22 protein-coding genes are annotated in these 24,117 nt (G+C 70.8%); 12 read left to right on the top strand and 10 right to left on the bottom strand.

All coding sequences use genetic code 11. The annotated features are described in order from the left end of the window. Positions 1-202: 202 nt before the first annotated feature. Positions 203-820, bottom strand: a complete 618-nt coding sequence (locus tag ACLQ25_RS29890) for a DUF4126 domain-containing protein (RefSeq protein ID WP_425734084.1) — start codon at positions 818-820, stop codon at positions 203-205. Positions 821-891: 71 nt separating this feature from the next. On the opposite strand from ACLQ25_RS29890, the gene nucS reads away from it, so the two are divergent. Continuing rightward, positions 892-1,551, top strand: a complete 660-nt coding sequence (gene nucS / locus ACLQ25_RS29885) for an endonuclease NucS (protein WP_425734083.1) — start codon at positions 892-894, stop codon at positions 1,549-1,551. A gap of 6 nt (positions 1,552-1,557) precedes the next feature. Here nucS and ACLQ25_RS29880 read toward each other — a convergent pair whose 3' ends face one another. Further along, positions 1,558-2,217, bottom strand: a complete 660-nt coding sequence (locus ACLQ25_RS29880) for a methyltransferase domain-containing protein (protein ID WP_425734082.1) — start codon at positions 2,215-2,217, stop codon at positions 1,558-1,560. Between the two features lie 79 nt (positions 2,218-2,296). Continuing rightward, the gene (locus tag ACLQ25_RS29875) at positions 2,297-3,793 is read right to left on the bottom strand and encodes an aldehyde dehydrogenase family protein (RefSeq protein WP_425734081.1); all 1,497 of its coding nucleotides are present in this window, start codon (positions 3,791-3,793) and stop codon (positions 2,297-2,299) included. 306 nt (positions 3,794-4,099) lie between these two features. Between ACLQ25_RS29875 and ACLQ25_RS29870 the strand changes: the two genes are divergently transcribed. From ACLQ25_RS29870 to ACLQ25_RS29840, 7 genes are all read left to right on the top strand, one after another. Further along, positions 4,100-4,465: an FHA domain-containing protein gene (locus ACLQ25_RS29870; RefSeq protein ID WP_425734080.1), complete on the top strand. Its 366-nt coding sequence runs from the start codon at positions 4,100-4,102 to the stop codon at positions 4,463-4,465. Positions 4,466-4,558: 93 nt separating this feature from the next. Then, on the top strand, positions 4,559-5,677 hold the full coding sequence (locus ACLQ25_RS29865; RefSeq protein ID WP_425734079.1) for an alpha/beta fold hydrolase: 1,119 nt from the start codon (positions 4,559-4,561) through the stop codon (positions 5,675-5,677). A 119-nt stretch (positions 5,678-5,796) separates the two neighbouring features. Continuing rightward, positions 5,797-7,644 carry a 3-hydroxyacyl-CoA dehydrogenase family protein gene (locus ACLQ25_RS29860; RefSeq protein ID WP_425734078.1) on the top strand — a complete coding sequence of 616 codons (1,848 nt, stop codon included), beginning with the start codon at positions 5,797-5,799 and terminating at the stop codon, positions 7,642-7,644. A 40-nt stretch (positions 7,645-7,684) separates the two neighbouring features. Beyond that, entirely contained in the window at positions 7,685-8,179 is a 495-nt protein-coding gene (locus tag ACLQ25_RS29855) for a SigE family RNA polymerase sigma factor (RefSeq protein ID WP_425734077.1), read from the top strand. Next, positions 8,176-9,330, top strand: a complete 1,155-nt coding sequence (locus tag ACLQ25_RS29850; RefSeq protein WP_425734076.1) for a hypothetical protein — start codon at positions 8,176-8,178, stop codon at positions 9,328-9,330. The genes ACLQ25_RS29855 and ACLQ25_RS29850 overlap by 4 nt, the downstream gene beginning before the upstream one ends. A gap of 17 nt (positions 9,331-9,347) precedes the next feature. After that, positions 9,348-9,671, top strand: a complete 324-nt coding sequence (locus tag ACLQ25_RS29845) for a hypothetical protein (RefSeq protein WP_425734075.1) — start codon at positions 9,348-9,350, stop codon at positions 9,669-9,671. A gap of 66 nt (positions 9,672-9,737) precedes the next feature. Beyond that, positions 9,738-10,535 carry an alpha/beta hydrolase gene (locus ACLQ25_RS29840; RefSeq protein ID WP_425734074.1) on the top strand — a complete coding sequence of 266 codons (798 nt, stop codon included), beginning with the start codon at positions 9,738-9,740 and terminating at the stop codon, positions 10,533-10,535. A gap of 27 nt (positions 10,536-10,562) precedes the next feature. Here the strand turns inward: ACLQ25_RS29840 and ACLQ25_RS29835 are convergent, their stop codons facing one another. From ACLQ25_RS29835 to mce, 7 genes are all read right to left on the bottom strand, one after another. Next, complete coding sequence (locus ACLQ25_RS29835; RefSeq protein ID WP_425734073.1) at positions 10,563-11,765, bottom strand: AI-2E family transporter; 1,203 nt, start codon at positions 11,763-11,765, stop codon at positions 10,563-10,565. Between the two features lie 15 nt (positions 11,766-11,780). After that, the gene (locus ACLQ25_RS29830) at positions 11,781-11,969 is read right to left on the bottom strand and encodes a DUF397 domain-containing protein (protein WP_425734072.1); all 189 of its coding nucleotides are present in this window, start codon (positions 11,967-11,969) and stop codon (positions 11,781-11,783) included. After that, on the bottom strand, positions 11,960-12,739 hold the full coding sequence (locus ACLQ25_RS29825) for a helix-turn-helix domain-containing protein (RefSeq protein ID WP_425734086.1): 780 nt from the start codon (positions 12,737-12,739) through the stop codon (positions 11,960-11,962). The genes ACLQ25_RS29830 and ACLQ25_RS29825 overlap by 10 nt, the downstream gene beginning before the upstream one ends. 762 nt (positions 12,740-13,501) lie before the next feature. After that, a complete protein-coding gene (locus tag ACLQ25_RS29820; RefSeq protein ID WP_425734071.1) occupies positions 13,502-15,541 on the bottom strand; it encodes a hypothetical protein in 2,040 nt (679 codons plus the stop codon). 177 nt (positions 15,542-15,718) lie between these two features. After that, complete coding sequence (locus ACLQ25_RS29815) at positions 15,719-16,984, bottom strand: cell division protein DivIVA (RefSeq protein WP_425734070.1); 1,266 nt, start codon at positions 16,982-16,984, stop codon at positions 15,719-15,721. A gap of 285 nt (positions 16,985-17,269) precedes the next feature. After that, positions 17,270-18,625, bottom strand: coding sequence for a crotonyl-CoA carboxylase/reductase (gene ccrA / locus ACLQ25_RS29810; protein WP_425734085.1), 1,356 nt, complete (start codon positions 18,623-18,625; stop codon positions 17,270-17,272). Between the two features lie 321 nt (positions 18,626-18,946). Then, the gene (gene mce / locus ACLQ25_RS29805) at positions 18,947-19,420 is read right to left on the bottom strand and encodes a methylmalonyl-CoA epimerase (RefSeq protein ID WP_425734069.1); all 474 of its coding nucleotides are present in this window, start codon (positions 19,418-19,420) and stop codon (positions 18,947-18,949) included. Between the two features lie 62 nt (positions 19,421-19,482). On the opposite strand from mce, the gene ACLQ25_RS29800 reads away from it, so the two are divergent. The 4 genes from ACLQ25_RS29800 to ACLQ25_RS29785 all read left to right on the top strand — a co-directional run bounded on the left by ACLQ25_RS29800 (position 19,483) and on the right by ACLQ25_RS29785 (position 24,023). Further along, positions 19,483-20,667 (top strand): acetyl-CoA C-acetyltransferase, encoded by a 1,185-nt coding sequence (locus ACLQ25_RS29800; protein ID WP_425734068.1) that lies wholly within the window; start codon positions 19,483-19,485, stop codon positions 20,665-20,667. Beyond that, positions 20,664-21,668 (top strand): methylmalonyl Co-A mutase-associated GTPase MeaB, encoded by a 1,005-nt coding sequence (meaB, locus tag ACLQ25_RS29795; RefSeq protein WP_425734067.1) that lies wholly within the window; start codon positions 20,664-20,666, stop codon positions 21,666-21,668. Before ACLQ25_RS29800 ends, meaB begins: the two co-directional genes overlap by 4 nt. Before the next feature lie 146 nt (positions 21,669-21,814). Next, positions 21,815-22,228 (top strand): Asp23/Gls24 family envelope stress response protein, encoded by a 414-nt coding sequence (locus ACLQ25_RS29790; RefSeq protein WP_425734066.1) that lies wholly within the window; start codon positions 21,815-21,817, stop codon positions 22,226-22,228. 106 nt (positions 22,229-22,334) lie between these two features. Then, positions 22,335-24,023, top strand: coding sequence for an acyl-CoA mutase large subunit family protein (locus ACLQ25_RS29785; protein ID WP_425734065.1), 1,689 nt, complete (start codon positions 22,335-22,337; stop codon positions 24,021-24,023). Positions 24,024-24,117 lie beyond the last annotated feature (94 nt).

Here is a 24,117-nt window from a genome sequence, read left to right as displayed (position 1 = left end):
CGCCGCCCAGACCGTGCAGGTCTCGGCCTACCCGGACGCGTACGCGCAGTGGGAGCAGCAGGCCACCGACCTGGTCGGCCAGTACTGGAACAGCTAAGAACCACCGATGGCCGGCACCCGTACTCGGGTGCCGGCCATCGCCGTACCTTCGGATTGCCACCGCGCGGCCGGCGCGCTCCTCCCGGGAGGAGCGCGCCGGAGGTCAGACGCGGAAGCCAGCGGCGCGGGCCGCCTGACGTTCTCGGCGGCGTACGGAGCGTCGACGGAAGAACCAGTAGATGAAGACGACCAACCCCACCAGGAAGGCGAGTACGAGCACCGGCAGGATGACCGCGACCAGGGACATGACCACGCTCGTCGCGTCCTCGGCGGTGCTGGCCACCGGGGCGCCGAACCCGGCGGTGGTCGCGTTGATCACCGGGCGTGCGGCGGATTTGAGCAGGTGTACACCGAAGGCGAGGAGTACGCCGGTGGCGACCGGCACCCACTGGTGGCTGGAGAAGAAGCTCCCCGGGTCGCTGACGGTCACGGTCTCCGACGACGAGCCGGCTCCGAAGGCGAGGCCACCGGCGGTGGGCCGGACGACGGTTTGCGCCACGTCGTTGACGTGGTCGACGACCGGCACCTTGTCCGCCACCATCTCGACGGCGAGCAGGACGGCAAGGATGACGATGACCCAGCCGTTGCCGAGCCACGTCCAGCCGCTGGGTAGGTCGATCAGGTTGGTGTAGCGGCCGAGCAGGCCGAGGACGAGCAGGGGTATGTAGGCGTTCAGCCCTGCCGAGGCGGCGAGGCCGGTGCCGGTGAGAACTTCGAACACGGTCTCAGCATCGCACCGACGCGCCAGTGCCGCTTGGTGGCGGTCGCGGGCTGCTCGGCTACCCTCGTCGGGTGCGGTTGGTCATTGCGAAGTGCTCGGTGGACTACGTCGGACGGCTCTCGGCTCACCTGCCGCTGGCGACCCGGCTGTTGATGGTGAAGGCGGACGGGTCGGTGTCGATTCACGCCGACGACCGTGCGTACAAGCCGCTGAACTGGATGAGCCCGCCCTGCCGGCTGGAGGAGGCCCCCGGCGTGTGGCGGGTGGTCAACAAGGCCGGCGAGGAGTTGCGGATCACCCTGGAGGAGGTTTTCCAGGACACCTCGTACGAGCTGGGTGTGGATCCCGGCCTGCGCAAGGACGGGGTGGAGGCGCATCTGCAGGAGCTGCTGGCGGCCAACCCGACCGTGTTGGGCGAGGGGTTCACGTTGGTGCGCCGCGAGTACATGACGGCGATCGGCCCGGTCGACCTGCTGTGCCGGGACGCGAACTCCGGCGCCGTGGCCGTCGAGATCAAGCGGCGTGGCGAGATCGACGGCGTGGAGCAGTTGACCCGCTACCTCGAACTCATGAACCGTGACCCGCTGCTCAGCCCGGTCAGCGGGGTTTTCGCCGCGCAGGAGATCAAGCCGCAGGCCCGGGTGCTCGCCGCCGACCGGGGTATCCGGTGCGTCGTCGTCAACTACGACCGGCTGCGGGGCATCGAGAAGGACGAGCTAACGCTCTTCTGATCCGGCTCACCGCCCGGTCCGTACGGCGATCAACGACTTCGGCAGGGCGAAGACCCGTTCGACGAGCATTGTCGAGTCGGGGAAGTAGTGCCGCATCTGCGAACGGTCCAGCAGCTCGGTCCAGAGCACCTGGTGGATGGCGGCCTCGTGGCTGCGGGTCGGTTTGTGGCCGAGGGGCCAACGGCGAGCGAGAGCCGTGCGCATCCGGATCGGTAGGAACTGCATACCGGGCGCGATCCAGTGCGGCTCGATGGGGAAGTAGCGGTAGGGCGTCTGCACCCAGTGCCGATCGGCCAGTGACCGGGCCGCGGCGGCGAACCGCAGCCGGCGTTCGTGCCCACCGACGTGTTCCAGCACCGAGTTGGAGAAGACCAGGTCGTAGGCGCCGTTCGCGACCCGGGGTGGCAGGTCGCAGGCATCGGCCTGCTCGACGTGGGCCCACTCGGGTACGGCTGCGGGTGGCTGTTCCAGGTTGACCACGGTGACGCGGGCCGGCCGGACGGTGGCGCGGTGCCAGGTGCCGAGCCGGCCGCCGAGGTCGACGACGTGCATGTCGCCGATGTCGGGGAAGGTGCGCGCCAGCCACTCCGAACGACGACGCCGCTGCCGAGCGCTCCACGACTGGTCACTGTCGACAAGGCTGTGTCGCAATCGATTGTGGCCCATTTAACGCAATGTACCGCCGCGCCTACAACCTATAAACATGTGGATACGCCGATCGCCGCGCAGATCGGCTATCCGACACTCACCTGCCGTACATCACCTTGATGGCTTTGACGAGACGTGCCACGTCAGTCGGGGTGCGGTCGAACGTCATCGACGGCAGCAGTGAGCGCGCCCGACGCCGGGTGATGGCCTTGGCGCGGGCGAACTCGCGAAGGCCGTCCTCGCCGTGGATCCGCCCGAAGCCGGAGTCGCCGACGCCACCGAACGGCAGCGTGGACATCCCGGCGAAGGTCAGGGCGGAGTTGACCGAGGTCATCCCCGAGCGCAGGCGCCGCGCGATGCTCACGGCACGCTGCCGGCCGAAGACCGAACCCCCCAGGCCGTACGACACGGCGTTTGCGCGGGCGACGGCCTCGTCGGCGTCGCGGACCCGGCTGATGGTCACCGTCGGACCGAAGGTCTCCTCGCGGACGGCGGCCGACTCCTCCGGTACGTCCACCAGCACGGTCGGATGCACGTACGGTGGCTGCACCGCGCCCGGGCCACCGACCAGGGCGCGACCGCCGGAGCTGACCGCGGCCTCGATGTGGCGGCGGATCACGTCGATCTGGCCGGGCATGGTGATGGGGCCGATGTCGGCGCCGTCGGGGCCGACGGTCAGCCGGCCGGCGCGGGCGACGACCTTGTCGACGAAGGCGTCGAAGATCGTGTCGACGGCGTAGACGCGCTCGATGCCGATGCAGGTCTGGCCGGCGTTGGTCATGGCGCCCCAGACGCACGCCTCGGCGGCGGCGTCCAGGTCGGCGTCGCTGTCGACGATCATGGCGTCCTTGCCACCGCCCTCGATCAGCACCGGCGTCAGCGTCTCGGCGCAGGCGGCCATCACCTTGCGGGCGGTCGCGGTGGACCCGGTGAAGGCCACCTTGTCGACCCCGGAACGGCACAGCGCCGCGCCGACGTCGCCGAGCCCGTGTACGGCGCTGAACACCGGCTGCTCGGGGACCACCTCCGCGAACGTGTCCACCAGCCACTGGCCGACGACGGGCGTGTACTCGCTGGGCTTGAGCACGACGGCGTTGCCGGCGGCCAGGGCGTACGCGGCGGAGCCGAGCGGGGTGAGGACCGGGTAGTTCCACGGTCCGATCACACCCACCACGCCGTGCGGCTGGTATTCCAGGTGCGCGGAGAACTCGGCGAGGACGAGCCGGGTCCGTACCCGGCGTGGGCCGAGCACGCGGCGCGCGTTGCGGGCGGCCCAGTCGACGTGTTCGATCGCGCTGGCGATCTCGACGATGGCGTCGGCGGCCGGCTTGCCGCCCTCGACGTGCATCAGGTCGGCGAGCTGCTCGACCCGCTTGGCGAGCAGCGCCCGCCAGCGCAGCATCCGCTGGCGACGGCCGGCGAAGCCGAGACCGGCCCACCACTCGGCGGCCGAACGCGCGCGCTCGACGGCCTGCCGTACGTCCGCGTCGCTGGCGACGGGGAGGCGGCCGGCCTCGACGCCGGTGGCCGGACTGGTGGAGACCAGCTCGTGCACCTCGATGAGGGGGGTGCCGGGAACATGCACAGCCGTCATGGCGGAAGTCTAGACCCGAAGATTACTCACCGGTAGGCCGCGATCTCGGGTGCCGGGGTGGGAGTCGCGTCCACCCACCCGCTCGTTGATCTGTGCAGGTCAGGTGCCGGTTGCCGAAGGGTGGCCGTCCGAATCGTCGAACAGCGGGTGACCGGGAGGTGACGAGGAGCTGACCGGCCGGTCGGTATTGACGATTACCGTCTGATGGCAGGCTGACGCGCGGAGTAACGGTGTGGGGTGGAGGGCTGACTGTCCATGGAGGAACATCCGGAACTGATGCCGTTGTTGACGGTCGCAGGTGGGCCGATGCGCGGAGCAAGCTTTCGCCTGCGGGCCGAGCCGCAGGTGATCGGTCGGGCGCCGACCGGCCACGTGGTCATCAGCGACCCGCATCTGAGTCGCCGGCATGCCGAGGTGTGGCTGGCACCCGAGGGCGCGTCGCTGCGCGACCTGGGCTCGACCAACGGCACCTGGCTCAACGACCGCCGGATCACCGAGGTGGAGCGCCTCAGCGACGGCGACGTGATCCGGCTCGGCCGCACCGAGCTGCGCCTGTTCGATCCGGGGGTCGCCCACACGGATCCGGTTGGGCTCAGCTTCGGGGTGTCCCGACGCGACATCCGACCGACGCTGCCACTGCCGCTGGCTACGCCACCGGGCGTCCGCCGCTGACCCCGCCGGGGCGACCCTGGCCGTCGGCCACACTCCGGCGGTGCCGCCGGGTGGCTGTCCGACACCTGGACCCGCGTGGACCGACGTGGCAGCATGCCGCGGATGGAGACCGAGCAGCGGGTCGTGACGGCGAACGGTGTACGCCAGGCGGTACGGGTGGCCGGTCCGCCGGACGGAACTCCGGTGCTGCTGGTCCACGGCAACTGCTCCTCCTCGCTGTTCTGGGAGCCGTTGATCCGGCGGTTGCCACCGACGCTGCGGGTCGTCGCTCCCGACCTGCGCGGGTTCGGCGACTCGGCGACCGCTCCGGTGGACGCCACCCGGGGCCTGCGGGACTTCGCCGACGACGTCGCCGCCCTGCTGGACGACCCGACGCTCTTCCCGGGCGGCGCCGATCGCAGCGGCGCTGACAGCAACGGCGCTGACACCGGTGGTGGGGTCCGGCCGGTCGTGGTCGGGCACTCCCTCGGTGGGGGAGTTGCCATGCGGCTGCTGGTCGACCATCCACACCGGGTGGGCGCGCTACTGCTGGCCGCGCCCGTGTCGCCGTACGGCTTCGGTGGCACGCGCGACCTGAGTGGCACGCCGACCACGCCTGACTTCGCCGGTACCGGTGCTGGCACCGCCAACCGGGACTTCGTGGCCCGGCTCGCCGCGGGCGATCGGAGCACCGAGGGCCCGGCCAGTCCGCGTGAGGTGCTGCGGGCGACCTACGTGGCCGATTCGGCCTCGCTCGGCGTCGACGAAGAGTTGCTGCTCGACAGTGTGCTGTCCACGGCGATCGGCGAGGACAACTACCCGGGCACATCGGCGGAGTCGGAGAACTGGCCCGGCACCGTGCCCGGGAAGCGGGGCGTGCTGAACGCGCTCGCGCCGACCTGGTTCCGGGTCGCCGACGAACTGGTGGCCGTCGCCGAGAAGCCTCCGGTCACCTGGGTACGTGGCGACGCCGACGTGATCGTCTCGGACACGTCGCTGTTGGACCTGGCGTACCTCGGTTCGCTGGGTGTCTTGGCCGGATGGCCGGGGGCGGAGGCCTGCCCGCCGCAACCGATGATCGGCCAGACCCGGGCGGTGCTGGAGCGGTACGCGGCGTCCGGCGGCGCGTACCGTGAGGTGGTGTTGCCCGACTGCGGGCACAGCCCGCACGTGGAGCGCCCGGGGGAGTTCGTGGCGGAGCTGCTGGCGCTGACCGACGCGCGGGCCGGGTAGGGCCGCGTCGTGGGTGAAATATCCCACGGCGTCTCGACAACCCTGCGGCACGTGGCAGACTCGCGCGCATACCTTAGCGGCCGTTCAGGGGCCGTGCGGAGTGTCTGGGGAGGCCGGTCGTGGCGCGCGAGTTCAGCACCGTCGGTGTCGTGGGGCTGGGCACCATGGGTGCCGGCATCGTCGAGGTCTTCGCCCGCAACGGCATCGACGTCCTCGCGGTCGAGATCGCCGAGCCGGCGCTGGAACGCGGACGGGCCACCCTGAAGGGCTCCACCGACCGGGCGGTCGCCAAGGGCAAGCTCGCCGAGGCGGACCGCGACGCCCTGCACGAGCGGGTGCGCTTTGCGGTCGGACTGGACGCGCTGCACTCGGTGGACCTGGTCATCGAGGCGGTGCCCGAGCACCTCGACCTCAAGCAGCGGATCTTCGCTGAGTTGGACCGGGTCTGCAAGCCGGAGGCCATCCTCGCCACCAACACCTCGTCGCTGAGCGTCACCGAGATCTCGGTGGCCACCAGCCGGCCCAACCAGGTGATCGGCATCCACTTCTTCAACCCGGCCCCGGTGATGAAGCTGGTCGAGGTGGTCCGCACGGTCGTCACCGCGCCCGAGGTCGTGGCCGACGTCGAGGCGCTGTGCGCCCGGCTCGGCAAGGTCGACGTCACCATCAACGACCGGGCCGGCTTCATCGCCAACGCGCTGCTCTTCGGTTACCTCAACCACGCGGTCGGGATGTTCGAAGCGCACTACGCGACCCGGGAGGACATCGACGCCGCGATGAAGCTCGGCTGCGGCCTGCCGATGGGCCCACTGGCGCTGATGGACCTGATCGGCCTGGACACCGCGTACGAAATCCTGGACACCATGTACCGGCGGGGCGGCCGGGACCGCCGACACGCCCCGGTGCCGCTGCTCAAGCAGATGGTCACGGCGGGGCTGCTGGGCCGCAAGTCCGGTCGGGGTTTCTACACCTACGAGCGGCCCGGTTCGCCGAAGGTCGTACCCGATGGGACGACGCCACCGGCGGCGGACGCCGCGCTCGCCGACGGCGCGCGCGCCATCTACGCCGAGGTCGGCATCGGGAGCGCGAGGAGTGAGCTTGCGAGCCCCGCAGTCGTGACCAAGGTCGGCATTGTCGGCTCCGGAACGATGGCCATCGGGATCGTCGAGGTGTTCGCCAGGGCCGGGTACGAGGTCGTCTCGGTGACCCGGGGCGCGGAGAAGTCCGCGTCGGTCTGCGAGGCCGTGAAGACGTCGCTGAACAAGGGCGTGGTGCGGGGCAAGCTCGCCGAGGCCGATCGGGACGCCGCCCTGGGCCGCATCACCTGGTCGGCGACCCTCGACCATCTTGCCGACGTCGACCTGGTCGTCGAGGCGGTCGTCGAGGAGTTGAGCGTCAAGAAGGCCCTCTTCGCGACCCTCGACGAGATCTGCAAGCCGGGCGTGGTGCTGGCCACCACCACCTCGTCCCTGCCGGTGATCGACGTGGCGATGGCCACCCAGCGACCGGCCGACGTGGTGGGCCTGCACTTCTTCAACCCGGCGCCGGTCATGCCGCTGGTCGAGGTGGTCCGGACCATCCGTACCTCGCCGGAGACCACCGCGACCGCGCGGGCCGTCTGCGCGGCGCTCGGCAAGACCGGCGTGGTCTGCGGCGACCGCTCCGGCTTCATCGTCAACGCGCTGCTCTTCCCGTACCTGAACGACGCGGTCAAGATGCTGGAGGCCAGCTACTCCACGGCCGACGACATCGACCACGCCATGAAGCTGGGCTGCGGCTACCCGATGGGCCCGTTCGAGCTGCTCGACGTGGTGGGGCTGGACGTCTCGCTGGCGATCCAGCGGGAGCTGTACCTGGAGTTGCGCGAGCCGGGGTTCGCGCCCGCGCCGCTGCTGGAGCACCTGGTGACCGCGGGCTACCTGGGTCGCAAGACCCGTCGCGGCTTCCGCGACCACTCGCACCGCTGACGGTGTCAACAGTGGTCGCCGGTGACGGCGTCTGAGTGGTGTGACCTTCGAGGAGTACGTCAGCAGTCGCGGGCCGGCGCTCGTCCGGCTGGCCCGGCTGCTGACCGGTGACGAGCACCGGGCCGAGGACCTCACTCAGGACGTGTTGGCGCGCGCCTACGTGCACTGGCGAAAGATCGAACGTGCCGACCACCCGGACGTCTACGTGCGCCGGATGATGGTCAACGCCAACACCTCCTGGTGGCGCCGCCGATCCAGCAGGGAGTTGGCCACGGCCGAGTTCGCCGACCGGCCGGGGCGCGGGGACCTGGGCGGCGATGCGGCCGAACGGGACGAGATGTGGCGGTTGATCCTCGGCCTGCCCGACCGGCAGCGCGCCGTCCTCGTGCTTCGTTACTACGAGGACCTCGACGACCCGACCATCGCCCAGATTCTCGGCTGCTCCCCGGTCACCGTCCGCACCCACGCCATGCGGGCGCTCAGCCAGCTGCGGGAGCGCCACAGCGTTCCCACGACGAACGGGAGCCGGCCGTGACCAATCTCGACGAGCGGATCGCACGAGCATTCCGGGAGCACGCCGACGGGCCCGTGGACGCCGACCGCCTGCTGACGGCGGCGGTCAACGGGGGACGGGCCCGTCGGCGGCGGCGACGTGCCGTCATCGGGGCAGCGCTCGGCGTGGCGGTGACGCTCGGAACGGGAGTGGCCCTGCGTACGCCGTCGGCCGCGCCGCCGCAGCCAGCCGTCACGCCCAGCCCGGTCGTGGTCACTCCGCCCCGCGCACCGGGGGTGTCGGGGGCAGCTGCGCGCCCTGACCTGGTCGGCACGGACCCACACCTGCTGCACTTCGGGGTCGATCCGTCAGCCGCCAAACCGGTCGCCTGGCGCTCCGCCCGGCAGGTCGAGAGCATGCGACTGGACCTGGGTGACGGCGTGCAGGCGATGGTGATCGTTGCCGCTGACCCGCAGACGGCCGAGATCGGAGACCCTGGTCAGCTTCACGACATCGGCACCGACAAAGTGAGTGCCGGCACAGGCGACAACGATCAAGTCTCGCCCACCGGGGGCGTGGACGCCGGGTCGAGGTACAACGGGGTGATCCGCCAGCTGGAAAGGGTCGCGAAGGGTTGGGTGCTGCGCTGGCAGCCCGTTCCCGGCCTGTACGTCCGGGTCGCGGCTCTCGGGGAGACCAACGCCGAGGTCCGCCGGGCGGCGGAGGCGCTCCGGTTCGACGAGGCGCGCCGGTGTGTCGCGCCGATTCAACTGACCGCCCTGCCCCGGGGTGCCCGGATCAGCGCGTGCGAGGTGGCGGTGCGGCAGCTGTTCTGGCCCCGCATCGTGAACGTGGCGGGAACCACGACGCCGACACAGATGCCCGTTGTGGCTTCGGACCGCACCGAAGCGGCGTTGACGGTCGCTCTTGAGGGCGCGGCCACCGTGCCGGTGCGTCTCGACTACTCACCCGGTCCATCCACGCCTGACCGGGCCACGGCCAACCGCACGATCGCCGGCCGACCGGTGTTCGATATGGGCGACTTCTGGCATGTGCTCGGCATTCCGAACACCCTGCTGTCCATGGGGCACGAAAACCGCTGGGAGCGGTCACCCACGGACGCGGAGGTCAGCACGATCATCGGTGGACTCCGGGTCGCCGACGACCTTGGCGAGCCAGCCAGCTGGGAGTAACCGTACGCTTGGTGACTGTGAGCCCTCGTCGCAACCGCCCCCGCCGGGACGAGAACGCCAACCTGGACGCCGACCGCGCCCGCCAGGGTGTCGCCTCGGTGCAGCAGTGGACCGACGGGGCCTGGCAGGTACGCGGCATCGGGGCGGGGGCATCGGTCAAGACGTACCGCTGCCCCGGCTGCAACCAGGAGATCCGACCCGGTGTGGCGCACCTCGTGGCCTGGCCGGCGGACGGCCTGGGCGACCTGACCGACCGCCGGCACTGGCACAGCGGCTGCTGGCGTGCCCGGGAGCGGCGTGGGCCGGCGGTGCAGCGCGGGCGGAGCGCGCCGCGCTACTGAGCGATCTGGATCACCCTGTTCGTGCCTCGGTGGGCGGCGGCGGCGACTTCGCGACAGACTTGGGCGGTGAGCACAGCGATCCGCGCGTCGTCGATCCTGCCCGGCCGCCGGGAGGACATCGAGCTGCACACCGCCGACGGGCTGCGGCTGGTCGGCGAGCTGGCCCTGCCGGCCGACCGGCCCCCGGTGGGCACCCTGGTCTGCCTGCACCCGCTGCCCACGCACGGCGGGATGATGGACAGCCACGTGTTCCGCAAGGCGGCTTGGCGGCTGCCGGCGCTGGCCGACCTGGCCGTGCTGCGGTTCAACACTCGGGGCACCAGCAGCGTGCGCGGCACCAGCGAGGGCGCGTTCGACGGCGCGGTGGGCGAGCGGTACGACGTGGCCGCCGCCATCGAGTACGCGGAGTTCGCCGAACTGCCCAACATCTGGCTGGTCGGGTGGTCGTTCGGCACCGACCTGGCTCTCAAGTACGGCTGCGACCCGGCCGTGGCCGGAGCGATCCTGCTCTCCCCGCCGCTGCGCTTCTCGACGCCGGACGACCTGGCGACCTGGAGCACGTCCGGTCGGCCGCTGGTGGCGTTGGTGCCCGAGTTCGACGACTACCTGCGTCCGGCCGAGGCGCGGGAGCGGTTCGCGGCGGTGCCGCAGGCCGAGGTGGTCGGGGTGCCCGGTGCGAAGCACCTCTGGGTGGGCGACGCGGAGACGGTGCTCGACGAGATCGTCAAGCGGGTCAACCCCGGGGTCGACGTGCCCCTGCCGACGACCTGGGACGGGCCGATGGAGACCGGCGACGTCAGCGCGTACGCCGACCGGACGGTGGCCGCCTTCGCCGACACGCCCGTACCCCGCCCGGCCGACTGACCCCGCGCAGTTCCGCTTCTGGCGGCGTCAGTTGCGCTCCTGCCGGGGGAGCACCACCTCACGCAGGATCAGTTGCAGCGCGGCCACCGTGGGGATGGCGATCAGCGCGCCCACCACGCCCAGCAGCGCCACGCCGAGCAGCGCCGCCAGCAGGGCGGCGACCTCGTTGACCTCGACCGAGCGCCGCATCACCTTCGGGTAGATCAGGTAGTTCTCGACCTGCTGGTAGACGAGGAAGAACACCGCGCAGGCGATGCCGGTGGGCAGGTCGGCGGCGAAGCCGACCAGGCTCACGATCACCGCGCCCAGGGTCGCGCCGATCTGCGGGATCAGATCGGTGACGGCCACGACCACGGCCAGCGCGAACGGGTACGGCAAGCCGACGATCAGCGCGAAGACGAACGTGGTCGCGCCGGCCAGGACCGCGATGCTCAACGCGCCGACCATGTACGCGCCCACCTTGGTGAGGATCGCATCGCCGATCAACGCCGCTCGCTCACGACGCGACCGGGGGACCAACGCGTAACCCAGGGAGCGCAGCTTGTCGAAGTAGGCCAGGAAGTAGATGGTCAGCACGAGCACGGTCAGCGTCCGGAACACCGTGCCGAAGATCAGTTGGGCGCCACCGAGGACCCCGCCGAGGGCCCGGCCGATGGTGTCGGCGTTGGCCGCGCCCTGGACCCGCTCCACCACGTCGTACCGCTCCGCCAGGTCGTTGACCGTGGGATTGCGACGCAACTCGTCGAGCAGGCTCGGAATCTGGTCGATGAACTGCCCGGACTGCGTCACGATCGGCGGGACCAGCGCCACGATGCCGCCGCAGAGCAGCAGCACCACGGTCAGCGCCACCACCGCCACCGCCAGGCCGTGCGGCACACCCCAGGTGCGCAGGCGCACCACCGCCGGGTTGAGGCCCACCGCCAGGAAGAGCGCGATCACCACCAGCACCAGAATGCCGCCGGCATTCCGGATCCCCAGATAGAGGGTGTACGCCAGCAGCACGCCCAGCGCGCCGGTGAAGCCGACCAGGAAACTGCTGCGCCGCAGCGGACGCCCCGGCGTGCCGAACTTCCCCGACGGGACCGCCGGAGGCTCGTCCGGGTCGAATCCCGGAGCCGGCACCGGGACCGGCGGTGGCGTCCCAGGCTCGGCCGGAGTCGTTCCGGGCTGGGCCGGAGAGGACTCGGGGGCCACGTCCGGGTCGTCGTCGGACGGGTCACGGTGCGGCACCAGGGACCTCCCGGCTCAGGCGGTGGGACGACGGGTCGCGGCCACGAAGGCCCGCCACGCGGCCGGCGCGAAGACCAGCACCGCGCCGGACGGGTCCTTGCTGTCCCGCACCCCCACCACCCCGGGCAGGTTGTCCGCCACCTCGACACACTCACTGTTGCCGCTGCGAGTGGAGGTGCGCCAAGCTGCGCCGCTCAGGTACATGAATCCACAGCTTCCTTCATCAAATCAATCGAGTGGCGATGAGAGAGCGCTTCGTTCCGAACCGTCTCCCAACGCGAGAGAAGCGTAGCTACGTCACCATCTTGGTCAACCACGACGCCGGCAAGCTGGTTTTCGAGGTTGCCGACCCAGCCACCGTCCGCGCTACGCGCGAGCGTGAAGGGTCCGGACATCCCGACGTGCACTCCAACCTCGGTGGTGATGACGTGCACGCTGATCGGCGGCCGTTGGGCGCATGTGATCAGGTGGGTGAGTTGCTCGAACATGAGACCACGCATGTGTTCGGCAGAGTGCCGCAGGGCACGCTCGTCGACTACGGCGATCAACTGCGGTGGATCAGGCTGTTGAAGGATGGACTGGCGGTCCAGGCGGGCGTGGACCCTGCGTTCCACCTCGTCGTCGCTGAGCAGGTCGTCGCAGCGGATCACGGCGCGGGCGTAGTTCTCGGTCTGTAGCAGCCCCGGGATCAGCGTGGGTTGGAAACACCGCAGTTGGCGGGCGCTGCGCTCGGCATCCAGCCACGGACGGAACCAGCTCGGCTGACCGTCCCGCTCGGCGAGCTTGAGTAGGTGGACGAGGAGTCCGTCGGTGGTCAGCACCTCGTCGGCGCGGGCCAGGAACAGCCGGTCCAGGGGACGTTGGCCCAGTTCCAGTGCCGACACCATCGAGCCGGAATAGTGGACCAGCCGGCCGAAATCCTCCTGGCTCATCCCGGCGGCAATCCGCAGCCGGCGCAGCTGTGCGCGGATCATGTCGGCCGTCGGCGCGGCGTCGCCTTCCACAGTGCCTCCGCAGGTCGAGGGTCGATTCCACCGACCGTCCGGGTGCGCCACGCCGTCGACACAGTGCCGCCGCCGAACGCGGTGATGCCTTCCGACCGTAGTGGTCTGGTCAGCAGACTGTCACGTACCGGATCGTGCGGCTGTCGTCGCCCTGAGCCCTGCCGCCGGCGGCGCAACCGTTTCCAGTCGAGGAGGTACCCATGCCCAGTTCTCGCCGTGCCGGTCGCGCGCTGCCCGTCACCGCAGCGTCCCGGTCGGGATGCACGCCGTCGGGCTCTGGATCGGGTGACCGGGGCCGTACGCCGGCATCGGGGCTGCCCCAGCCGCGACTTGGGCCGTACCCCGCGTTCCCCCGACCCTGCGGTGCTCGGACGCCGCACACGCCGCTGCGACCCATGTGGTGCTGCCGGGCCGACGGTCGACCCTGGCCCTGTGCGGACGCCCGGCTGCTGCTCAAGGCGGAGTTCGACGACGATCCTGCCGCGCTGACCATCTACCTGGCCGGGCTCTACCACGAGGCAGCGCACGACCTCTACCAGCTCAATCCCTACGACGGGCCGACGCCGAGAGAGTTGTTCGAACGTTTCGTGGCGTGGGGCCGTTCCGGCGGCCGATCATCGATCCGCCCCCACACGTCAGCTAGACCCTGCTGGCTGCGCGCAGATCTTGGACACTTTTCGTTCGGGCTGAACGGAAACTGTCCAAGATCTCGACGCTCGGTGTGGGCGCCTGTCAGTCCTTCTCGATCGTGACCTTGCTGGGCTTGGCGCTGCGCTCGTCGGTGGTCGGCTTGGTGGGCCGCTTACCGTTCTCACCCGTACTGGTGATCTTGGTTGGCTTGGCGCCCCGGCCACCCTCGCCCGGAACAGCGGCCACCGTCGGCTCGCCGTCCACCCCGGCGCTGGCAGTGCCACCGTCGACGGTGGTCACCGGCTCGGCGACCGGTCGCGTGGTGGACTGCCCAGCCTCGTCGGTCGTGGCGTTCACCGGCTGCGGAACGTCTGCCGGGGCGGTCTTGAGAGCACCGTCGGTGTCGCCGCCGACAGCCGCGTCGGCACCGTCGCCCGGGCCCGTTCCGCCGCCGGCTGCCACCGTCGCGACGTCGGCCGGCGCGTCGGAACGATCGGCCGCCGCCGGAGCGGTCGGACCGTCGACCGGGCCGGTGAGGCTGCGCAGCCGCAGCTCGGACATCTGGCGCTCGATCTCGTCGGACTCCTGCCGGGCCTTCCAGGTCTCCTGCCGCAGGTCGGCGAGCTGCTGCTGGGCCTGTGCGATCTCCAACATCACGTGCGCGAGCTGCTGCCGACCCGCCGCCGCCTCCTGCTGCGTCGCCGCCAGGTGCTGCTGGGTGGTCGCGAGATGCTGCTGGGTGGTGGCCGCGTACTCCTCGAACTGGCGGCGCGAGGCCGCGACGTGGTCGTCGGCCTTGCGCCGCTTGTCGCCCGCCTCGGTCTCGGCGCGGCTCAGCATCTCGGCGGCCTCGGTCTCGGCGCGCTGGCGCAGGGTCGCCGCGTCCGCCTCGGCCGCCTGGCGGATGGCGTCCGCGCCCTGCTCGATCTCGTTCTTGCGGGTGGTGTACTCGGTCTCCAGCTCGTCGCGGCGTGCGGTCCAGCCCGACTCCAACTCCTGCTGGCGCGACTCGTGCTGCTTGTCCAGCTCGTCGCGGCGCTTGGCGAACTCCTGCTCGGCGGTGGAACGGCGTTGGGCCAGCTCCCGATCGGCCGCCTCGCGCCGGGAGTTGACCTCCTGCTCCACGCCCGCCCGCCAGGCACCGAGTTCCTGCTGCGTCTGCGCCCGGGACTGCTGCACGTACGCCTCGGTCTCGCCGCGCATGCGCTGCACGTACGCCTCGGTCTCGGCCCGGCTGCGCTTGGCGGCCTCGGACGCCTGCGTGGTGAGGCGCTCCGCCTCCTGCTGGGCCTTGGCCCGGGTGGCCCGGCCGGCCATCGACGCGTCGTCGATGATCTGCTTGGCTTCCTGCTGGGCCTTGGCGTGGGTCGCCCGGCCCGCCTCGGTCGCGGTGTCGGTGAGCCGCTTGGCCTCCTGCTGGGCCTTGACGTGCACTTCCTTGGCCGCCTCGCGCAGCTCCGCCGCCTCCTGGCGGGCGGTGGCCAGCGCCTCGCGGGCCTCCTCGCGCAGCTTGGTGGCCTCCTGCTGGGCCCGGGTGTGAATCTCCTTGGCGGCGTCCCGCAGCTGGGTGGCCTCCTGCTGGGCCTTGGCCAGCTCGTCCTGCGCCGTCTTGCGCAGCTGTGCCGACTCGTCCTTGGCCGAGCGCAGGGTCGCGTCCGCCTCCGCGCGGCGGGAGGCGCTGTGCCGCTCCTCCTCCTGGCGTCGGGCGGCCAGAGCGATCTCGAAGTCCTTCAATGCCCGGGCGGCCTGCTCGCGGGCTTCCTCGATGATGTGCTCGGCGGCGGCCCGACGGGCCTCGATCTCCTCGTTGGCCGCGGACAGGATCTGCTCGGCCTGCTCCTCGGCGAGGGTGAGGATCGACTCGACCCGGGGACCCAGATGCCGGAAGGAAGCCCGGTCGACCACGTTCATCTGCTTGCGGACCTGGGTCAGATCCCGCTGCAGCACCTCGACCTGGCCGGCGAGCTTGTGGATCTGTGTATAGGCCTGTTCCCGTTCGGCGGCGAGAGTCGCGATCTCGTGCTCGGCACGTGCGACGTACCGGTCAACCTGTTTCTTCTCGTACCCCCGGAGAGCGGACTCGAAGCTGGGCTCCGTGGTCACGTCCCCGCCGAGAGCGAACAGTTCCTCGCCGTGCGACATGCCCCCATCCTCACACGCATCGCCCGCGGCTGGGGCGATACGGACGCCGCTTGTGGGACCTACTTCACTCCGTGGCGAGGGCACCACACCAAGGGTTGGGAAACGCACACGGCGCGAGGTCACACCGGTTACCCGGTGTCACCTCGCGCCGTCGATGCCCCAACCTGACGCCTCGCGTCAGCCGGCGGTCTCCGCGGTGACCCGCTCCTGAGCGCCGTCGGTCTTCTTCGTCTCGGACTTCGTCGCCGCGGCGGGCGGCGACGAGGGAACGCCGGGCACGATGCCGGCGAGCCCGGAGAGCATCTGCCCGAGCTGCGAGGTGACCGCGTCCTTCTGCCGGGTGAGGTCCTCGACCTCGCGGCGGGCGGCCTGCGTGGTCAGCTCGGCCTCGGTGCGGGCCTCGGTGAGCAGACGCTGCGACTCGGCCTTGGCCTCGTTGAGCATCTTGTCGGACTGGGCCTTGGCCTTGTCGACCGTCTCGGCGGCGTTGCGCTCCGACTCGACGCGACGGGCCTCGGCGCGCTGCTCGATCTCCTTGGCGCGCTCCTGGGCGGCGCGGGCGCGCTGCTCGGCCTCGCTGACCATCTTCTGGGTCTGCGACACCTGGGCGGCGTGCCGCTCGGACTCCTCGCGCTCGGCCTTCTCGCGCCGCTCGGCGAGTTGCAGCTCCAGAGCCTGGAGGTCCTTGTCGCGCTTGTCGCGCGCGTCGGTCAGCAGCTTGGTGGCCTCGGCGCGCTTCTCCTCGGCCTCGCGGGCGGCCTTGGCCCGCTGCTGGGTGATCTCCCGCTCGGCGGTGGCCCGCAGGGTGGCCACCTCCCGCTCCACCGTCGACTTCAGCTCGGCGACCTCGTGGGCCGTGACCGTCCGGAGCTGCTTGGTCTCACGGTCCGCGTCGGCGCGGAGCGTGTCGGCCTCGCGGCGGGCCTGCACCCGGACCTCGGCGGCCTCCCGCTCGGCGGCGGTGCGCAGGTTGCCCGCCTCGCGTTCCGCGCTGGCCTTCATCGCGGCGGCCTCGGCGCGGGCCTTGTCCGTGATCTCCCGCGCCTCGAGGCGGGCGGCCGAGAGGATGCCCTCGGACTCGCGCTTGGCCTCGTTGCGGTGGTCGTTGGCCTGCTCCTCGGCGAGCCGGAGGATCTGCTCGACACGGGTGCCGAGCCCGGAGAGGGTGGGCCGGCTGTTCTCTTCGAGCTGCTTGTTGGTGTCGGTGAGCTTCTGCTCCAGCGCACTCATGCGCTGCTCGGCCTGGCGGAGACGACGCTGGGCGTCGTTCATCCGCTGCTCGGCCTCGGCACGAGCCTGCTCGGACTGGGTCAGCGCGGCCGTCATCCGGCCGATGAAGTCATCGACCTGGTGAGTGTTGTATCCGCGCAGGCCAACGGTGAAATCTGGCTGCGAGTTCGCGTTATCGAAGAACGCGAGAGGGGAGGACTGCTGCTGGGGCATTGGGACATACTGGCAGACGCCCCAGGGTGCTTCGCAAGAGCGGTACGAAGCTTTCGTCTCCTCCTTACATGGTCAACTGCCCTGGCCTCCGGGGTCGGACCAATCGGCGATCTTGCCAGGTCCCGGGCCGGACGGGCACCACGCAGCGTGACGCGAAAAAGGGCCACGGGGGTCTCCCGTGGCCCTTTGTTCGATCCGGATGGGTTCGGGCTAATGGGGGTGGAAGAACAATGGCCGATCACCGTATTGGCCATCGGGTGCTCATCCGTCCGGCCGGTGTCTCGCTCAGTGTCCCCGGAACCGGTTGATCGCCTCCTCGTGCCGGGCCCGCAGCTCCCCGTCCCGGACACCCAGTCCGTCCGACGGCGCGAGGCAGCGCACACCGACCTTTCCCTGGTGCGCGTTGCGGTGCACCTCGTACGCCGCCTGACCGGCCTGTTCGAGGGAGTAGGTGCGGGACACCGTCGGGTGCACCTTGCCGAGCGCGACCAGCCGGTTGGCCTGCCACGCCTCGTGATAGTTGGCGAAGTGGCTGCCCACGATCCGCTTGAGATGCATCCACAGGTAGCGGTTGTCGTACTGGTGCTGGAAGCCGCTCGTGGACGCGCAGGTGACGATGGTGCCTCCGCGCCGGGCCACGTAGACGCTCGCGCCGAACGTCTCCCGACCGGGGTGCTCGAAGACGATGTCCGGGTCCTCTCCGCCGGTGAGTTCGCGGATCCGCTCACCGAACCGCCGCCACTCGTCCGGGTCCTGGGCCTGGTCGTCCTTCCAGAACCGGAAGCCCTCGGCGGCCCGGTCGATGACCAGCTCCGCGCCCATGCTGCGGCACAGCTCGGCCTTCTCGGGCGAGGAGACGACGCAGACTGGGATCGCGCCGCCGTTGAGGGCCATCTGGGTGGCGTACCCGCCGAGGCCACCGGACGCGCCCCAGATCAGCACGACGTCGCCCTGCTTCATGTTGGCGCCGTGGTGGGAGACCAACTGCCGGTACGCGGTCGAGTTGACCAGCCCCGGGCTGGCGGCCTCCTCCCAGGTGAGGTGGCGCGGCTTGGGCATGAGCTGGTTGGCCTTGACCACGGCGAGCTCGGCCAGCCCGCCGAAGTTCGTCTCGAAGCCCCAGATCCGCTGCTGCGGGTCGAGCATCGTGTCGTCGTGCCCGGCGGCGTCCTCCAGCTCGACCGAGAGGCAGTGCGCGACGACCTCGTCACCGGCCACCCACCGGGTCACCCCGGGACCGGTACGCAGCACCACGCCGGCCGCGTCCGAACCGACCACGTGGTACGGCAGGTCGTGCCGACGGGTCAGCTCGGAGACCCGGCCGTAGCGCTCAAGGAAGCGGAAGGTGGATACGGGTTCGAAGATGCTGGTCCACACCGTGTTGTAGTTGATCGCGCTGGCCATCACGGCGATCAGCGCCTCGCCCGGTCCGAGTTCCGGCGTCGGCACCTCCTGCACGTGCAGCGCCTTGCGGGGGTCCTTGTCCCGGGTGGACATGCCGTCGAACATCCGGGACTCCTCGGCGCGGACGACCACGCCCCGGTAACTCTCCGGCACGGGAAGTCCGGCGACGCCGGCCAGTTCCCGGTCCGGGTCGTTCGATTCCTCCGCCGCCATGATCGCTTCGAGGATGTCCTGCACGGTGACCTCCGGTTCGTCCCACACCCGCGCGGGCCCGGGTGCTGCCATCGTCGGCGCCGGTGGGACGCGACCGCCATGTCGGCATTCGACACATCCGACACCGGCCGCGCTCCTGTGGGCCGGGACGTTACTGAACGGTAGCTAAAGCCGGAAGTCCTCTGTGAAAAACTGCATCCGCCGATGCGTGAAGGTGCCCGACCAGCGCGAGAACCGCGCACAAACCCTCGCGGCGCCCCCGGTGATCAAGAGGTTCGCGTCATCTCGGGGCCCGGAGATGACGCGAACCTCTTGATCAACAGGAGTGGGCGACAGGGGCCGCCGTCAGTGCGTCGCGGCGGGTTGGACCAGCTCGACCAGGACGCCGCCCGCGTCCTTCGGGTGGACGAAGTTGATCCGGCTGTCCGCGGTGCCGCGTCGCGGCTCGTCGTAGAGCAGCCGCATCCCCCGCTCGCGCAGCGCCGCGCAGGCCACGTCGATGTCCGCCACGGTGTAGGCGACCTGCTGCACGCCCGGCCCGTTGCGATCCAGGAACTTCGCGATCGTCGACTCCGGGCTGAGCGGGGCGAGCAACTGCACGCAGCCGCCCTCGGTGGTCGGCCCGACGGCCAGCATCGCTTCCCGTACGCCCTGTTCGGCGTTGGTCTCGACGTGTACGCAGCGCATCCCGAAGGTCCGCTGGTAGAAGTCGATCGCGGCGTCCAGGTCGGCGACGGCGATGCCGACGTGGTCGATCTTGCGAAGTCCGATGTCTGTGACGTAGTCCGCACCGGGCTCGACGGGGGAGTTCTCTGTCATGGCGCTAGTCTGGCCGAACCATCGTTCAGGCGTACAGCTCGGCACCCCCCTCGGAGGCAGGCATGGCTTCGGTGATCGTCAGCGGCGCGCGGACCCCTATGGGCCGGCTGCTGGGCAACCTCAAGGATCTCCCGGCCACCAAGCTCGGCGGGATCGCCATCAAGGCTGCCCTGGAGCGGGCGGGTGTCAGCCCCGACCAGGTCCAGTACGTCATCATGGGCCAGGTGCTCCAGGCCGGCGCCGGTCAGATCCCGGCCCGGCAGGCGGCGGTCGAGGCCGGCGTACCGATGTCCGTGCCGGCGTTGACCATCAACAAGGTCTGCCTGTCCGGCCTGGACGCGATCGCCCTCGCCGACCAGCTCATCCGGGCCGGCGAGTTCGACATCGTGGTGGCCGGCGGGATGGAGTCGATGACCAACGCCCCGCACCTGCTGATGGGTCAGCGCACCGGCTACAAGTACGGCGACGTGGTGGTCAAGGACCACATGGCGCACGACGGGCTCAGCGACGCCTGGGACTGCTGTTCGATGGGCGAGTCGACCGAGCGGCTCGGCGCGCGGCACGGCATCACGCGCGAGGAGCAGGACGCGTTCGCCGCAACCAGCCACCAGCGGGCCGCCGCCGCGCAGAAGAACGGCCACTTCGCCGAGGAGATCACCCCGGTGCTGATCCCGCAGCGCAAGGGTGACCCGTTGGTGATCAGCGACGACGAGGGCATCCGGCCGGACACCACCGCCGAGTCGCTGGCCAAGCTTCGGCCCGCCTTCGCCAAGGACGGCACCATCACCGCCGGCAGTTCCTCGCCGATCTCCGACGGCGCCGCCGCGGTGGTCGTGATGAGCAAGGCCAAGGCCACGGAGCTGGGCCTGACCTGGCTGGCGGAGGTCGGCGCGCACGGCAACGTGGCCGGCCCGGACAACTCCCTGCACTCGCAGCCGTCCAACGCGATCAACCACGCCCTCAAGAAGGGCGGCCTGAGCATCGAGGACCTGGACCTCATCGAGATCAACGAGGCCTTCGCGCAGGTCGGCATCCAGTCCACGCGAGACCTCGGCATCAGCCCGGACAAGGTCAACGTCAACGGCGGCGCGATCGCCCTGGGGCACCCGATCGGCATGTCCGGCGCGCGTCTCGTACTCACTCTCGCCCTGGAGCTGAAGCGTCGCGGCGGCGGCACCGGCGCGGCGGCGCTGTGTGGCGGTGGTGGCCAGGGTGACGCGCTGATCATCCACGTTCCGGCACAGTGAGCGAGGCGACCGGGCACGCTCCGGCGGCGGGTGCCACGTCGGTGCGCCGTAGCCGGGACGTACCGCTGCTGGTCGAGCGGGCCCGCACCGGTGACCCCCGGGCGGTGGCCCGCCTGATCACCCTCGTGGAGAACGGCGACGCGCTGCTGCCGGCGATCGCCGCCGCGCTGGCGCCGTACGCCGGTCAGGCCCAGGTGGTCGGGCTGACCGGCTCGCCCGGGGTGGGCAAGTCGACCACCACCAACGAGCTGGTCCGCGCGCTTCGGGCGCGAGGCCATCGGGTCGGCGTGTTGGCGGTCGACCCGTCCAGCCCGTTCACCGGCGGGGCGATCCTCGGCGACCGGGTGCGGATGCAGGACCACGCCACCGACCCGGGCGTCTACATCCGGTCGATGTCCAGTCGGGGCCATCTCGGCGGGCTGGCGGCGGCGACGCCACAGGCGGTCCGGGTGCTCGAGGGCGCCGGCTGCGACGTGGTGCTGGTGGAGACCGTCGGCGTCGGGCAGGCCGAGGTGGAGGTGGCCTCGCTGGCCGACACCACGCTGGTGCTGCTCGCCCCGGGCATGGGCGACGCGATCCAGGCCGTCAAGGCCGGCATCCTGGAGATCGCCGACGTGTTCGTGGTCAACAAGGCCGACCGGGACGGCGTCGACGCCACGGTCCGCGACATCCAGGGTATGATCGCGCTCGGTGAGCGCGGGCCGGGGCAGTGGCGGCCGCAGGTGGTCCGCTCGGTCGCGGCCCGGGGCGAGGGCATCGACGACATCGCCGCCGCCCTCGACAAGCACCGCGGTTGGCTGGTCGAGCACGGCGAGCTGCGTCGCCGGCAGGAGGCGCGGGCCGCCGCCGAGATCGAGGCCATCGCGCTCGGCGCCCTCCGCGCCCGGATCGGCTCCCTGCGCGACGGTACGGAGTTGAGCACGCTCGCCACCAAGGTCGCCGAGGGCGCGATCGACCCGTACGCGGCTGCGGACGAGCTGCTCGCCCAACTGGCGAACTGACCCGGCCCCAACGGCCGCGCGACCCGCGCGCCTGGACGCGAAGCGCCCTCCGGTTTTAGTAGGCTCGCGGCCGGCAGCGAGCTGCCACGCGGCGGGCCGACGATCAGGTCGGTCCACAGTGCACCGGGACCAGGGGAGACGTGAGCATGACGGACGCGGTGGAGAACGCCGGCACGACGCAGCCGACGACGGGCGCGGCCCGGGGTGTGACGTCGGTGTCCGACGAGGTGGTGGAGAAGATCGCCGGTGCGGCCGCTCGCGCGGTTCCCGGTGTCGCCGACCTCGGCGGTGACGTGGCCCGGTTCTTCAACAGCGTGCTCGACAAGGTCGGCCTGGACGAGGTGGGCGACGCCCGCCGGGGCGTCTCGGCCGACGTGAAGGGCACCTCGGCCGTCGTCAACGTGGTCCTGGTGATCGACGCCGGTTCCGTCGTGGCCGACGTGACCGAGGCGGTGCGGGCCGCGGTCATCGAGGCGGTGGAGAAGTACGGCCTGTCGGTCACGCAGGTCAACGTCACGGTGGACGACATCGAGCTGAACCAGCCGGGCGCCGCCGTCTGACCGTGGACTGCCTGGTTACCCGCCGGTACGGCGTGACTTAGCGATCGTTCAGGCAAGGGCTCTACACTCGGTGTGCTGGTCGAGGAACCGAGGAGGAGCCCCGCGCATGGACGCCGACGAGATCGACGCCGGACGGGCACGCTGGCAGGCCCGGTACGACTCCGCGCGCAAGCGGGACGCCGACTTCACCACGCTCTCCGGGATGCCGGTGGAGCCGGTCTACGGGCCGCCGGAGGGCAGCGCGTACCCGGGCTTCGAGCGCATCGGCTGGCCGGGCGAGTACCCGTACACCCGGGGTCTGTATCCCACCGGCTATCGCGGTCGGACCTGGACGATCCGGCAGTTCGCCGGCTTCGGCAACGCCCAGCAGACCAACGAGCGCTACAAGATGATTCTCGGCGCCGGCGGCGGCGGCCTCTCGGTCGCGTTCGACATGCCGACCCTGATGGGCCGCGACTCGGACGACCCGCAGTCGCTCGGCGAGGTCGGGCACTGCGGTGTCGCCATCGACACCGCCACCGACATGGAGGCGCTCTTCGACGGCATCGACCTGGCCGGCGTCACCACCTCGATGACGATCTCCGGCCCGGCCGTGCCGGTGTTCTGCATGTACCTGGTCGCCGCCGAGCGGCAGGGCGCCGACCTGTCCACGCTGGACGGCACGTTGCAGACCGACATCTTCAAGGAGTACATCGCGCAGAAGGAGTGGCTCTTCGACCCCGAGCCGCACCTGCGCCTGATCGGCGACCTGATGGAGTACTGCGCGGCCGGGATCCCGCGCTACAAGCCGCTGTCGGTCTCCGGCTACCACATCCGTGAGGCCGGCTCGACCGCCGCGCAGGAGTTGGCGTACACCCTCGCCGACGGCTTCGGCTACGTCGAGCTGGGTCTCTCGCGCGGGCTCGACGTGAACGTGTTCGCGCCCGGACTGAGCTTCTTTTTCGACTCGCACCTCGACTTCTTCGAGGAGATCGCCAAGTTCCGCGCCGCCCGCCGGATCTGGGCCCGCTGGCTGCGCGACGTCTACGGCGCGACCAGCGAGAAGGCGCTCTGGCTGCGCTTTCACACGCAGACCGCCGGCGTGTCGTTGACCGCGCAGCAGCCGGTCAACAACGTCGTACGGACCGCCGTCGAGGCGCTCGCCGCAGTGCTCGGCGGCACGAACTCGCTGCACACCAACGCCCTCGACGAGACGCTGGCCCTGCCCACCGACGAGTCCGCCGAGATCGCCCTGCGGACGCAGCAGGTGCTGATGGAGGAGACCGGCGTGGTCAACGTGGCCGACCCGCTCGGCGGCTCCTGGTACGTCGAGGCGCTGACCGACAAGATCGAGGCCGAGGCCGAGGAGATCTTCGCCCGCATCCGCCAGCTCGGCGGGGAGGGGCCGCACCAGATCGGTCCGATGACCTCGGGCATCCTGCGCGGCATCGAGGACGGCTGGTTCACCGGGCACATCGCCGAGTCTGCGTTCGTCTACCAGCAGGCCCTGGAGAAGGGCGACAAGAAGATTGTCGGCGTCAACCGCCACACCGGCACGGTCGCCAAGGAACTGGAGATCCTGCGCATCTCGCACGAGGTGGAGCTGGAGCAGCGCCGGGTGCTCGCCGAGCGCAAGAGCGCGCGGGACGAGGCGGCAGTGCGCGCTGCGGTGACCCGGATGGTCGAGGTGAGCCGCACCGACGGCAACATGGTCCCCGCCATGCTCGACGCCGTCCGCGCCGAGGCCACGCTGGGCGAGATCTGTGACGCCCTGAGAGCCGAGTGGGGCACCTACCGCGAACCCGCCCGCTTCTGACCCCCGCCTCCCACCCCCGCCGATCTGTGAGTGGGGTTGTCAAGAGGTGCGGTGGTGGGTGGTGATGGTGCGGTAGAGCTGTCGGGCGATGTAG

The sequence above is a fragment of the Micromonospora sp. DT44 genome, assembly GCF_049841635.1.
GTDB lineage: Bacteria > Actinomycetota > Actinomycetes > Mycobacteriales > Micromonosporaceae > Micromonospora.
The sequence above is the reverse complement of the archived record's forward strand: the minus strand, read 5'-3'. Positions and strand labels throughout refer to the sequence as shown.

What these genes read in the sequence shown, in the direction of transcription:
- ACLQ25_RS29880 (WP_425734082.1), bottom strand. Translation starts at nt 2,217, where the DNA reads ATGGGCCACAATCGATTGCGACACAGCCTTGTCGACAGTGACCAGTCG.
- ACLQ25_RS29875 (WP_425734081.1), bottom strand. Translation starts at nt 3,793, where the DNA reads ATGACGGCTGTGCATGTTCCCGGCACCCCCCTCATCGAGGTGCACGAG.
- ACLQ25_RS29870 (WP_425734080.1), top strand. Translation starts at nt 4,100, where the DNA reads ATGCGCGGAGCAAGCTTTCGCCTGCGGGCCGAGCCGCAGGTGATCGGT.
- ACLQ25_RS29865 (WP_425734079.1), top strand. Translation starts at nt 4,559, where the DNA reads ATGCCGCGGATGGAGACCGAGCAGCGGGTCGTGACGGCGAACGGTGTA.
- ACLQ25_RS29830 (WP_425734072.1), bottom strand. Translation starts at nt 11,969, where the DNA reads ATGTACCTGAGCGGCGCAGCTTGGCGCACCTCCACTCGCAGCGGCAAC.
- ACLQ25_RS29825 (WP_425734086.1), bottom strand. Translation starts at nt 12,739, where the DNA reads ATGATCCGCGCACAGCTGCGCCGGCTGCGGATTGCCGCCGGGATGAGC.
- ACLQ25_RS29820 (WP_425734071.1), bottom strand. Translation starts at nt 15,541, where the DNA reads ATGTCGCACGGCGAGGAACTGTTCGCTCTCGGCGGGGACGTGACCACG.
- ACLQ25_RS29815 (WP_425734070.1), bottom strand. Translation starts at nt 16,984, where the DNA reads ATGCCCCAGCAGCAGTCCTCCCCTCTCGCGTTCTTCGATAACGCGAAC.
- mce (WP_425734069.1), bottom strand. Translation starts at nt 19,420, where the DNA reads ATGACAGAGAACTCCCCCGTCGAGCCCGGTGCGGACTACGTCACAGAC.
- ACLQ25_RS29800 (WP_425734068.1), top strand. Translation starts at nt 19,483, where the DNA reads ATGGCTTCGGTGATCGTCAGCGGCGCGCGGACCCCTATGGGCCGGCTG.
- ACLQ25_RS29790 (WP_425734066.1), top strand. Translation starts at nt 21,815, where the DNA reads ATGACGGACGCGGTGGAGAACGCCGGCACGACGCAGCCGACGACGGGC.
- ACLQ25_RS29785 (WP_425734065.1), top strand. Translation starts at nt 22,335, where the DNA reads ATGGACGCCGACGAGATCGACGCCGGACGGGCACGCTGGCAGGCCCGG.